The sequence below is a fragment of the Pseudomonas sp. KB_12 genome, assembly GCF_052114545.1.
Classification (GTDB): Bacteria; Pseudomonadota; Gammaproteobacteria; order Pseudomonadales; family Pseudomonadaceae; genus Aquipseudomonas; species Aquipseudomonas brassicacearum.
Genome location: NZ_JBFREY010000017.1, coordinates 112,006 through 123,541, shown reverse-complemented (window position 1 = coordinate 123,541; position 11,536 = coordinate 112,006). Strand labels below are relative to the sequence as shown.

Annotated in this window: 16 protein-coding genes; 6 read left to right on the top strand and 10 right to left on the bottom strand. The window is 60.9% G+C overall.

Annotated features, from left to right (window positions below):
* The 6 genes from AB4Z20_RS16140 to AB4Z20_RS16115 form a co-directional block, all read left to right on the top strand.
* The coding region (locus tag AB4Z20_RS16140) for a hypothetical protein (RefSeq protein ID WP_442090225.1) at positions 1-250 on the top strand (250 nt) is incomplete at its 5' end.
* Positions 251-283: 33 nt separating this feature from the next.
* Positions 284-679, top strand: coding sequence for a FagA protein (locus AB4Z20_RS16135; protein WP_214511250.1), 396 nt, complete (start codon positions 284-286; stop codon positions 677-679).
* A complete protein-coding gene (locus tag AB4Z20_RS16130) occupies positions 672-2,048 on the top strand; it encodes a class II fumarate hydratase (RefSeq protein WP_253471634.1) in 1,377 nt (458 codons plus the stop codon). The genes AB4Z20_RS16135 and AB4Z20_RS16130 overlap by 8 nt, the downstream gene beginning before the upstream one ends.
* A gap of 27 nt (positions 2,049-2,075) precedes the next feature.
* Positions 2,076-2,516, top strand: a complete 441-nt coding sequence (locus AB4Z20_RS16125; protein ID WP_442090224.1) for a hypothetical protein — start codon at positions 2,076-2,078, stop codon at positions 2,514-2,516.
* A 2-nt stretch (positions 2,517-2,518) separates the two neighbouring features.
* Positions 2,519-3,142 carry a superoxide dismutase gene (locus AB4Z20_RS16120; RefSeq protein WP_442090223.1) on the top strand — a complete coding sequence of 208 codons (624 nt, stop codon included), beginning with the start codon at positions 2,519-2,521 and terminating at the stop codon, positions 3,140-3,142.
* Positions 3,143-3,161: 19 nt separating this feature from the next.
* Positions 3,162-4,052, top strand: coding sequence for a ZIP family metal transporter (locus AB4Z20_RS16115; RefSeq protein WP_253471642.1), 891 nt, complete (start codon positions 3,162-3,164; stop codon positions 4,050-4,052).
* 224 nt (positions 4,053-4,276) lie between these two features.
* Here the strand turns inward: AB4Z20_RS16115 and AB4Z20_RS16110 are convergent, their stop codons facing one another.
* The 10 genes from AB4Z20_RS16110 to AB4Z20_RS16065 form a co-directional block, all read right to left on the bottom strand.
* The gene (locus AB4Z20_RS16110; protein ID WP_212797529.1) at positions 4,277-4,552 is read right to left on the bottom strand and encodes an HPr family phosphocarrier protein; all 276 of its coding nucleotides are present in this window, start codon (positions 4,550-4,552) and stop codon (positions 4,277-4,279) included.
* Between the two features lie 15 nt (positions 4,553-4,567).
* Entirely contained in the window at positions 4,568-5,425 is an 858-nt protein-coding gene (gene rapZ / locus AB4Z20_RS16105) for an RNase adapter RapZ (RefSeq protein WP_003197845.1), read from the bottom strand.
* 2 nt (positions 5,426-5,427) lie between these two features.
* Positions 5,428-5,892: a PTS IIA-like nitrogen regulatory protein PtsN gene (gene ptsN / locus AB4Z20_RS16100; RefSeq protein WP_003197847.1), complete on the bottom strand. Its 465-nt coding sequence runs from the start codon at positions 5,890-5,892 to the stop codon at positions 5,428-5,430.
* A gap of 12 nt (positions 5,893-5,904) precedes the next feature.
* A complete protein-coding gene (gene hpf / locus AB4Z20_RS16095; RefSeq protein ID WP_003178005.1) occupies positions 5,905-6,213 on the bottom strand; it encodes a ribosome hibernation-promoting factor, HPF/YfiA family in 309 nt (102 codons plus the stop codon).
* Positions 6,214-6,289: 76 nt separating this feature from the next.
* Positions 6,290-7,783 (bottom strand): RNA polymerase factor sigma-54, encoded by a 1,494-nt coding sequence (locus tag AB4Z20_RS16090; protein ID WP_003197849.1) that lies wholly within the window; start codon positions 7,781-7,783, stop codon positions 6,290-6,292.
* Positions 7,784-7,947: 164 nt separating this feature from the next.
* The gene (lptB, locus tag AB4Z20_RS16085) at positions 7,948-8,673 is read right to left on the bottom strand and encodes an LPS export ABC transporter ATP-binding protein (protein ID WP_214511256.1); all 726 of its coding nucleotides are present in this window, start codon (positions 8,671-8,673) and stop codon (positions 7,948-7,950) included.
* Positions 8,673-9,221 (bottom strand): lipopolysaccharide transport periplasmic protein LptA, encoded by a 549-nt coding sequence (gene lptA / locus AB4Z20_RS16080; RefSeq protein WP_214511257.1) that lies wholly within the window; start codon positions 9,219-9,221, stop codon positions 8,673-8,675. The genes lptB and lptA overlap by 1 nt, the downstream gene beginning before the upstream one ends.
* A complete protein-coding gene (lptC, locus tag AB4Z20_RS16075) occupies positions 9,208-9,777 on the bottom strand; it encodes an LPS export ABC transporter periplasmic protein LptC (protein ID WP_072346983.1) in 570 nt (189 codons plus the stop codon). Before lptC ends, lptA begins: the two co-directional genes overlap by 14 nt.
* Positions 9,778-9,784: 7 nt before the next feature.
* On the bottom strand, positions 9,785-10,309 hold the full coding sequence (locus AB4Z20_RS16070) for a KdsC family phosphatase (protein WP_014336638.1): 525 nt from the start codon (positions 10,307-10,309) through the stop codon (positions 9,785-9,787).
* A complete protein-coding gene (locus AB4Z20_RS16065) occupies positions 10,310-11,284 on the bottom strand; it encodes a KpsF/GutQ family sugar-phosphate isomerase (protein WP_018614011.1) in 975 nt (324 codons plus the stop codon).
* Positions 11,285-11,536 lie beyond the last annotated feature (252 nt).

Sequence of the window (11,536 nt, the reverse complement as noted above, 5' to 3'; positions counted from 1 at the left end):
GCTAAAAGCCGTGATCGTCAGCTTAGAGCTTTGCAGCGCAAGGCTACAAAGTTGGGTGTCCGATTGGTTGCGGCTTAAAAAAGCTTTAAGAACAAGGGGATGGATTTTGTTTGATGAGAGCTTGCTCCCGCTCGGTTGCGCAGCGACCGTAAGATTTTGGGGTCGCTTCGCGGCCCAGTGGGAGCAAGCTCCCTCGCCACAAAAGAATTTGTCACGGCTCATGGTTGTGTTGCTTCTTATTATCATCTAATAATGAATCTCATTTACCGAGTGAGCCCCGGTCATGAGTTCTGCCCTGCACGAACAACCCTACCTTGAAAGCTGGCGCTGGATGAGCCGCCAGATCCGTTGCGCGATGAACCCGGACGAGCCGCGGTTGATCGAGCACTACCTGGCCGAGGGCCGCTATCTGGCCTGCTGCACTGCCACTTCGCCATGGATGATCGCCGAGACCGCGTTCCGGCTGCTGCTCGACACCGCCTCGGATGTCGCGCTGCCCTGGCATTGGCGCAATCTCTGCCTCGACCAGGCCTGGCGCCCCCTGCGTGAGCTCGAACAACAATCACTGTGTCGCTGCCGCCTCAAGCGCTGGCAGAGCCATGCCTGGGCGCTGGCGACCTGCGCCCTGGAGCCGTCGATTCCTCTTATTGAACTGGTGCAAGGATCTCCCGATGAGTAATACCCGTATCGAACGCGACAGCATGGGCGAGCTGCAAGTCCCGGTGGATGCCCTCTATGGCGCCCAGACCCAGCGCGCAGTGGATAACTTTCCGGTCAGCGACCAGCGTATGCCGGCGCAGTTCATCCGCGCCCTGATCCTGGCCAAGGCTGCCGCCGCCCGGGCCAACGTAGAGCTGGAACAGATCAGCGCGGCCCAGGGCAAGGCCATCGTCGATGCGTCCCTGGGGCTGCTCGAGGGCCGTTTCATGGACCATTTCCCAGTGGATATCTTCCAGACCGGCTCCGGCACCAGCTCCAACATGAACGCCAACGAAGTGATCGCCACCCTCGCCAGTCGTCTGCTGGGGGAAGCGGTCAATCCGAACGACCACGTCAATTGCGGCCAGAGCAGCAACGACATCATTCCCACCAGCATTCATGTCAGCGCGGCGCTGGCCTTGCATGAGCAACTGCTGCCGGCGCTGTTGCACCTGGTGCAGGTGATCGAGCGCAAGGCCGAGGAGGTCCACCCATTCATCAAGACGGGTCGTACCCATCTGATGGATGCCATGCCGGTGCGCCTGAGCCAGGTGCTCGACGGTTGGGCGCAGCAGCTCAAGGCCAATATCGGCCACTTGCAGGATGTGCTGCCGAGCCTGCAATCCCTGGCCCAGGGCGGTACGGCGGTCGGCACGGGAGTCAATGCTCATCCACGCTTCGCCGAGCTGTTCAGCCAACAACTGACGCAATTGACCCAGGTGCAATTCACCCCGGGCAAGAATCTGTTCGCGCTGATTGGCTCCCAGGACACCGCCGTAGCGGTTTCCGGGCAGCTCAAGACCACCGCCGTGTCGCTGATGAAAATCGCCAACGACCTGCGCTGGATGAATTCCGGGCCGCTGGCGGGCCTGGGCGAGATCGAGCTCGAAGGCTTGCAACCGGGCTCCTCGATCATGCCCGGCAAGGTCAACCCGGTCATTCCTGAAGCCACCGCGATGGTGGCGGCCCAAGTGATTGGCAACGACACGGTGATCACTATCGCCGGTCAATCGGGCAACTTCGAATTGAACGTGATGCTGCCGATCATCGCCCAGAACCTGCTGAGCAGCATCGCCTTGATGTCCACCGCCAGCCGTTTGCTGGCGGACAAGGCCATCGCCACCTTCAAGGTCAACGAGGCGCGGCTCAAGGAAGCGTTGTCGCGCAACCCGATCCTGGTGACCGCGCTCAATCCCATCATTGGGTACCAGAAGGCCGCTGAAATCGCCAAGAAGGCTTACCAGCAAGGTCGGCCGGTCATCGATGTCGCCCTGGAGCACACCGACCTGACGCGCAGCGAACTCGAAGTCCTGCTGGACCCGGAGAAGCTCACCGCCGGCGGCGTGTAACCCCGACACCTGTGTGGAGGACTCATCATGGAACACTGGAAACGTACGATCGAACGGGCCAATCGCTGTTTCATGCTGGGCGAATTGGTAGACGCCCGCGAAGCTTACCTGCAAGCCCTCGCGCTGGCCCAGGTGCTGTTCGAGCGTTGGGCGGATGCCGACGAAGCCGTGGCCGCGTGCGTCGTCTCCCATCACAACCTGGCGGACCTGCACTTGCGCCTGAACCAGCCGGAGGAGAGCGCCGAGTATTTGTGTGCGATCCACCAACGGTTGTTGCAGACGATGCAGGACGAACGCCTGGCGCCGGCCCTGCGCACTGCCGCGTTGCGTCAGAGCCACAAGACCTATATCGAACTGCTGAATTTCATCAGCGAGCACGGTGAGTACCCGCGGACCCAACGCCTGCTGCACTGCAATGCCGCTACGCCCCGGCAGAGCAATGCCCCTCTTCATCATGGAGTTCATTGAACATGGCTTTTACCTTGCCTGCATTGCCCTACGCCTATGACGCCCTGGAACCGCACATCGATGCGCAAACCATGGAGATCCACTACACCAAGCATCACCAGACCTACATCAATAACCTCAACGCAGCGGTGGACGGCACCGAATACGCCGGGTGGCCTGTCGAAAAACTGGTGTCCAGTGTCGAGCAGTTGCCGGCAAGCCTGCAGGCCGCGGTGATCAACCAGGGCGGTGGTCATGCCAACCATTCGCTGTTCTGGGAAGTGATGACGCCCCGGGGTGGCGGCCAGCCCGATGGCGCCCTGGCGGCGGCGATCGAAGCGCAGCTGGGCGGTATCGAGGGTTTCAAGGAGGCCTTCACCAAAGCGGCGCTGACTCGTTTCGGCAGCGGTTGGGCCTGGTTGAGCGTGACCCCGCAAAAAAAACTGGTGGTGGAAAGCAGCGGCAACCAGGACAGCCCGCTGATGAAGGGCAACACGCCGATTCTTGGCCTGGACGTCTGGGAGCACGCCTATTACCTGCGTTACCAGAACCGCCGTCCGGAATACATCAGCGCCTTCTACAACGTGATCAACTGGCCTGCGGTCGCCCGGCGCTACCAGGCTGCGCTGGCTTCGAGTCCTTCATGAAAGCAACCCAAGGCTGACTATGGATACTCAAACACTGGCGATTGGAAGCGGACGGATGTTTCGCTATGCCTTGGGGTCGTTGTTGCTGTTGGCCGGGATGACGTTGTTGGCGGCGCAGGGCCTGGCATGGCTGGATCTGGAGCCCAGGTTGTTGCGCGCGCTCGAGGGCGGCGGGCTCTGCGCCTTGGGTACCGCGCTGGGGGCCGTGCCGGTGCTGGTCATCCGGCGCATGCCCCAGGCCGTCAGCGATTCCCTGCTGGGCTTCGGTGCCGGGGTGATGCTCGCGGCCACGGCGTTTTCGCTGATCGTGCCGGGCATTGCCGCAGCCGAGCAGTTGGGATTGACGCCTTGGGCAGCCAGCGGCCTCATCAGTTTTGGCATTCTATTGGGCGCGTTCGGGCTGTATCTGGTGGACCGCAAGGTTTCGGCCAGCCCCGAAAGGCTGGTCGCGGCGCCGGGCCGTCCGATCATTGCACCGCGGATCTGGTTGTTCGTGTTTGCCATCATTGCTCACAACATCCCCGAAGGCATGGCAGTGGGGGTGTCGGCGGGCGGCGGCATGCCGGATGCCGATAGCCTGGCGATGGGCATCGCCTTGCAGGATGTACCCGAAGGGCTGGTGATCGCGCTGGTGCTGGCTACGGCGGGGATGTCGCGGGCCAAGGCGTTCTTGATCGGCGCGGCGTCAGGGCTGGTCGAGCCCGTGTTCGCGCTGCTGTGCGCCTGGTTGGTGAGCCTGGCCGAGATGCTCTTGCCCCTGGGGCTCGCGTTGGCGGCCGGGGCGATGTTGCTGGTGGTGACTCACGAGGTCATTCCAGAATCCCGCCGCAATGGTCACGAGAAGCTGGCGAGCTTGGGGCTGTTGCTGGGATTTTGTCTGATGATGGTGTTGGACACGGCGTTGGCGTGATGCAGGTCTGCGGGGAGTGAGCTTTTTATGGCAAGAGGCTTTTGTGGCGAGGGAGCTTGCTCCCGCTGGGCTGCGAAGCGGCCCCCATGTTTTATCACGGCGATGCGGCGTAGGGCGGTTTACGACTGCTTCGCAGCCGAGCGGGAGCAAGCTCCCTCGCCACAAAGGTCCTTCGCTATAGCAAGCTCTTTCAGCGCGACAGGCTCGCCTGGCGCTTAGGGCCGTTATTCGCCTTCGTCGAAATATCGGTTGATCAGGTCCACCAAGGCATCCATCGCTTCTTGCGCCTGCTCCCCTTCAGTGCTCAGGTGGATCTTGGTGCCCTTGCCAGCGGCGAGCATCATCATCGCCATGATGCTTTTACCGTCGACCGCAGTCTCGGGTGTGCGGCCAACCCTGATGGTGGTGTCCTTGAACTGGCCTGCGACTCCGACGAACTTGGCCGACGCTCGGGCATGCAAACCCAGCTTGTTGATGATTTCAATTTCCTGAGCAGGCATCGCGATGTGAATCCTTTAGCTGAGGTCGCGGTGGCGAACCTGGACGTTCTTCAGGGATTGTTGCAGGAGTTGACCCAGGCGTTCGGTCAGGTAGACGGAGCGGTGATGGCCGCCGGTACAACCGATGGCGATCGTGACATAGGCGCGGTTGCTCGCGGCAAAGCGGGGCAGCCATTTGAGCAGGTAGCTGGAGATGTCCTGGTACATTTCCTCGACATCCGGCTGGGCGGCCAGGTAGTCGATCACCGGTTGGTCGAGCCCGGACTGCGCGCGCAATTCCGGTTTCCAATAAGGGTTGGGCAGGCAGCGCACATCGAACACCAGGTCGGCGTCTACGGGCATGCCACGCTTGAAACCGAACGACTCCACCAGGAACGCCGTGCCCGGCTCGGGTTGGTTGAGCAGGCGCAGCTTGATCGTGTCGCGCAACTGATACAGGTTCAGGTGCGTGGTGTTGACCTTCAGGTCTGCCAGGTCGGCGATCGGCCCCAGTAGCTGGCTTTCATCCTCGATGGCTTCGGCTAGCGAACGGTTGGCATTGCTCAGCGGGTGGCGCCGGCGGGTTTCGGAAAAACGCTTGAGCAGTGTCTCTTCATCGGCATCCAGGTACAGCACGTCGCACTGGATATGCCGGCTGCGCACTTCCTCGAGCAGTTCAGGAAAACGCGACAGGTGGCTTGGCAGGTTACGCGCATCGATGGACACCGCCACCAGCGGCTGCGCGAGCTCGGTATGGATCAGGGCGCGCTCGGCCAGTTCCGGCAGCAGGCCGGCGGGCAGGTTGTCGATGCAATAGTAGCCGCTGTCCTCAAGCACGTTGAGGGCCGTGCTTTTACCGGAGCCGGAGCGGCCACTGACAATGATCATGCGCATTTTTAATGACCGTTCTGCTCGTCCAGGACAACCTGGTACAACGCTTCGTTGCTCGGTGCGCTGCGCAGTTTTTCGCGCACTTCCTTGCGGTCCAGCATGCTGGCAATCTGGCGCAGCAGCTCGAGGTGCGCATCGGTCGCCGCTTCCGGTACCAGCAATACAAACAGCAGGTCGACCGGGGCGCCGTCGATGGCGTCGAAATCTATAGCGGTTTCAAGGTGCAACAGCGCACTGATCGGTGCGGCACAACCCTTGAGACGGCAGTGGGGAATGGCGATGCCGTTGCCAAAACCGGTGGAACCGAGTTTTTCACGGGCAACCAAGGCCTCGAAGACGTCCTGCATTTCCAGATCCGGTACCTCGCGGTGGATCAGGTTGGCAATGTGTTCGAGGGCTTTCTTTTTACTGCCGCCCGGCGCGTTCACTTGGGAACGGCCGGGGGTCAGGATGGTTTCTAGTCGGATCATGGATTGGGGGGGTTAACGACCGGTTGCGCCCTGGAGGAGGCTCTGGGTCTTTTCCTTATGCTTTTTGAGTTGGCGATCCAGCTTGTCGGTCAGCAGGTCAATCGCGGCATACATGTCTGTGTGCTCTGCGTTGGCGACCACTTCTCCGCCGGGGATATGCAGCGTGGCTTCGATTTTCTGCAGCAGCTTCTCGACGTTCATCGTGACTTGCACGTTGGTGATCTTGTCGAAATGCCTCTCCAATCGGTCGAGTTTTTCGCCGATGTAGGTGCGCAGGGGTTCGGTCACTTCCAGTTGGTGTCCACTGATGTTGACTTGCATACAGCTTCTCCTTCGTTGCCAGTGCATAAAGCGGCAGGCAGAAATGCCTGCCACTGGAACGCTGTGGCGTGGCCTGTTACATCAACCGCTTGCGTTCGCTCGAAGGCGCGATCCCGAGGGATTCGCGGTATTTGGCGACGGTACGGCGGGCCACCTGAATGCCTTGTGCCTCCAGTAAACCAGCGATCTTGCTGTCACTCAACGGCTTTTTCTGATTTTCCGCGGCCACCAGTTTTTTGATGATCGCGCGGATGGCCGTGGACGAGCATTCGCCGCCTTCGGAGGTGCTGACGTGGCTGGAGAAAAAGTATTTCAATTCATAGATGCCCCGTGGGGTATGCATGAATTTCTGGGTGGTTACCCGGGAAATCGTCGACTCGTGCATGCCCACTGCCTCGGCAATGTCATGCAGGACCAACGGTTTCATCGCTTCATCGCCGTACTCCAGGAAGCCGCGCTGATGCTCGACGATCTGGGTGGCAACTTTCATCAGGGTTTCGTTGCGGCTTTGCAGGCTCTTGATGAACCAGCGCGCTTCCTGCAACTGGTTGCGCATGAAGGTGTTGTCGGCACTGGTGTCGGCACGCTTCACAAAACCGGCGTACTGGGCGTTGACCCGCAGCTTGGGCACCGACTCCTGGTTGAGCTCCACCAGCCAGCGATCATTGTGCTTGCGCACGATCACGTCGGGGACCACATATTCGGGCTCGGTGGATTCGATCTGCGAGCCGGGGCGCGGGTTGAGGCTCTGCACCAGTTCGATGACCTGGCGCAGCTCATCTTCCTTGAGCTTCATGCGACGCATCAGTTGGCTGTAGTCGCGGCCGCCCAACAGGTCGATGTAATCGGTGACCAGTCGCTTGGCTTCGGCCAGCCACGGTGTCTTGGCGGACAGCTGGCGCAGTTGCAGCAACAGGCATTCGCCCAGGTTGCGGGCGCCGATGCCGGCCGGTTCGAACTGCTGGATGCGATGAAGGACGGCTTCGATCTCGTCCAGCTCGATGTCGAGCTCGGGGTCGAAGGCTTCCAGGATTTCTTCGAGGGTCTCGTCCAGGTAGCCCTGGTTGTTGATGCAGTCGATCAGGGTCACGGCGATCAGGCGATCGGTGTCGGACATCGGCGCCAGGTTCAACTGCCACAGCAGGTGGCTTTGCAGGCTTTCGCCAGCAGAGGTGCGGGTGGTGAAGTCCCACTCGTCGTCATCGCTGCTTGGCAGGCTGCTGGCGCTGGTCTGGTAGACGTCTTCCCAGGCCGTGTCCACGGGCAGTTCGTTGGGGATGCGTTCGTTCCATTCGCCATCCTCCAGGTTGTCCACCGTCGGGGCGGTTTCCTGATAGGCCGGTTCCGGGATTTCAGTGTTGGTCTTCTGCTCGACGTTGTCGGCCAGCGGGTCGGTGTTGTCGAAGTCGTCGCCTTCTTCCTGGCGTTCGAGCATCGGATTGGACTCCAGGGCCTCCTGGATTTCCTGTTGCAGGTCCAGGGTCGACAATTGGAGCAGGCGGATGGCCTGTTGCAGCTGCGGTGTCATCGTCAGCTGCTGGCCCATTCTCAAGACTAGCGATGGTTTCATGGCAGGGGCTTAACACCTTATTAGCCGGCGCACATGCGCCATCCACTACAGGGCGCCGAGGCGCCAAACTTAAGCAAATTATATGCCTGAAACTGAAGTGTTTGCCTAGAGCGTCGCCATAATAAAATTAAACGACGCTCGGACAATTCGCCAGACACTTGTGCTTACAGGCGGAACTCATGGCCCAGATACACTTCCTTGACCAGGTCATTGGCCAGGATGGCTGCGGAGTCGCCTTCGGCGATCAGCTGGCCGTCGTTGACAATGTAGGCGGTTTCACAGATATCCAGCGTCTCGCGCACGTTGTGGTCGGTGATCAGCACGCCGATCCCCTTGGCCTTGAGGTGATGGATGATCTGCTTGATGTCGCCTACCGAGATCGGGTCCACGCCAGCGAACGGTTCGTCGAGCAGGATGAACTTCGGTGCGGTGGCCAGGGCGCGGGCGATTTCCACGCGACGCCGCTCACCGCCGGACAGGCTCATGCCCAGGTTGTCGCGAATGTGGTTGATGTGGAATTCCTGCAGCAGGCTTTCCAGCTCCTGGCGACGACCGGCCTTGTCGAGTTCCTTGCGGGTCTCGAGGATCGCCATGATGTTGTCGGCAACCGACAGTTTGCGGAAGATCGACGCTTCTTGCGGCAAATAGCCGATACCGGCCTTCGCCCGGCCGTGCATCGGCTGGTGGCTGACATCCACGTCGTCGATCAGCACGCGCCCCTGATCGGCCTGGACCAGGCCGACGATCATGTAGAAGCAGGTGGTCTTGCCCGCGCCGTTGGGGCCGAGCAGGCCGACGATCTGGCCGCTGTCGATGGACAGGCTGACATCACGCACGACTTGACGGCTCTTGTAGCTCTTGGCCAGATGCTGAGCTTTCAGAGTTGCCATTACTGGGCCTTCTGCTCGTCGGTTTTCTTTTTCGGTTGGATCACCATGTCGATCCGCGGACGCGACTCGGTCACCTTGCTGCCGGTGGCGCGACCGGCGCTGGCGAGTTTCTTGTTGGTGTCGTAGACGATTTTCTCGCCTTGGGTCACGTTGTTGTCCTTGTCGACGACCTTGGCACGGTCGATCAGGACCACGCGATCCTGGGAGGCGTGGTACTGGATGGTTACCCCGTAGCCCTGCACAGGCTTGGTATCGCCTGCGGTTTGCAGTTGCTCGAAGTAAGCCAGGTTGCCCACCGAGGTCACCACGTCGATGTCGCCGGACGGGGTGCGGGTGATGGTCACGGTATTGCCGGTGACCTTCATCGAGCCCTGGGTGATGATCACGTCGCCTTTATAGGTGGCGATGCCATTCTTGTCGTCGAGTTGGGCGTCGTCAGCCTGGATGCGGATAGGCTGGTTGCGGTCATCGGGAAGAGCCCAGGCGCTCGCGCTTCCCAGTGCTGCGCCCAGACTGAGCAAAATAGGGAGGGTTTTAGCGAGCTTCATACTGTCCTCTTACGTTCGATAGCAGGTGTATCCTGCTTTCCTTCAAATACGCTTTCATTCCCGTGCCGGTCGATACACCCCCGGCGCCGTCGATTCTAACGGGTTGCTCGGTCTGCGCATATTCTTGCTGTGGGAACACGGTCATGCGCGTGCTGGTGATGATGGTCGTACGGTTTTTTTCGTCGGTTCGGGCGACGCGCACCGAGTCGATCAGTTCCACTTCGGTACCGCCGGAATTGACTTCGGCATGCTCGCTCTGCACGTGCCACGGAAACTCGGTGCCGCGGAACATGTTCAGGTCGGGCTTGGTGACCAGCGTAATGTCAGTGGCCTTTACGTGGTCGACCTTGTCGGACGTCATCTCGTACTGCACTTTGCCGTCGGGCAGGTACTGCAGGGTATGCGTGTTGGTCGCGTACCAGTCGATCTTTTCCTCGACCTGGGCCGCAGGCCGGTCGAGAAACCGTTCGGGGCTGATGTTCCAGTAGCCCACCGCAGCAAAAATCGCCGCGATACAGCCGAACACCACGATGGTGCGAATCTTCTTGCTCAGCATATATGGCTCACAGGTACGCGGCGTTGGCCGCTTCGAGGCGGCCCTGGGCGCGCAGGATCAGTTCACAGAATTCGCGGGCCGCACCTTCGCCGCCTCGCGCCGTGGTGACACCGTGGGCGTGTTCACGGACGAAGCTGGCCGCATTGGCGACCGCCATGCCCAGGCCGACCCGGCGAATCACCGGCAGGTCTGGCAGGTCGTCACCGAGGTAGGCCACCTGTTCATAGCTTAGGTTGAGTTGCCCCAGAAGCTCGTCCAGCACCACCAGTTTGTCTTCGCGCCCCTGGTAAAGGTGCGGGATGCCGAGGTTCTTCGCGCGCCGCTCGACCACCGGGGTCTTGCGGCCGCTGATGATAGCGGTCTGCACGCCGGCGGCCATCAACATCTTGATGCCTTGGCCGTCGAGGGTGTTGAACGTCTTGAACTCGCTGCCGTCTTCAAGGAAGTACAGGCGGCCGTCGGTCAGCACTCCGTCCACATCGAAAACCGCCAGCTTGATGGCCTGGCCGCGTTGCAACAGGTCTGTGTTCATTTACATGACTCCCGCACGCAGCAAGTCGTGCATGTTCAGGGCACCCACCGGACGGTCTTCGTCGTCGACGACCACCAGGGCGCTGATCTTGTGGTCTTCCATGATTTTCAGGGCCTCGGCGGCGAGCATCTCGGCGCGGGCGGTCTTGCCGTGGGGCGTCATGACTTGCTCGATGGTCGCACTGTGGATGTCGATGGTGCGGTCCAGGGTGCGGCGCAGGTCGCCGTCGGTGAAGATCCCGGCGAGCTTGCCGTCGGTCTCCAGAACCACAGTCATGCCCAACCCCTTGCGGGTCATTTCCATGAGCGCGTCCTTGAGCAGCGTGCCGCGCAGCACTTGTGGCAACTCCTGGCCAGCGTGCATCACGTTTTCGACTTTCAGCAGCAGGCGCCGGCCGAGGGCGCCACCGGGATGGGAAAAGGCGAAATCTTCGGCGGTGAAGCCCCGGGCTTCCAGCAGCGCCACGGCCAGGGCGTCGCCCATGACCAGGGCAGCGGTGGTGGAGGAGGTCGGTGCCAGGTTCAGCGGGCAGGCTTCGTGTTCGACATGGACATTGAGGTTTACTTCGGCGGCCTTGGCCAGCGGCGAGTCCGGGTTGCCGGTCATGCTGATCAACTGGATGCCCAGGCGCTTGATCAGCGGCAGCAGCGTGATGATCTCATTGGTGGAGCCGGAGTTGGACAGGGCCAGGATGACGTCGTCCCGGGTGATCATGCCCATGTCCCCGTGGCTGGCTTCGGCCGGATGAACAAAAAAGGCCGTGGTGCCGGTGCTGGCGAGGGTCGCGGCGATCTTGTTGCCGATGTGCCCGGACTTGCCCATGCCGACCACGACCACGCGGCCTTTGCTGGCCAGAATCATCTCGCAGGCGCGTACGAAATCAGCGTCGATATGGGGCAGCAAGCCTTGCACGGCTTCGAGCTCGAGGCGGATGGTACGTTGTGCCGATTGAATCAGGTCGCTGGATTGGCTCATGTCAGAAATCGTATAGCCCGATGAAAAGGCGGCGATTATAGCGGCAATGAACAATTCCCTCACGTAAGTTCGTCATGCTTTGTTCAAGGGGCCGCAAGGTTCGACATAAAATGTGGCTTTTTACCTTAAACCAGGCTTAACAGGCGGGGCGTTGGCCTTGGGCGCTTGGCTGTTGCAGTGATATAGTTCGCCGCCGGTTCGCGTGCCCGGCGGTACCGGCGCTTGTCGGCTGCCCAGGGCATTCGAATGTGA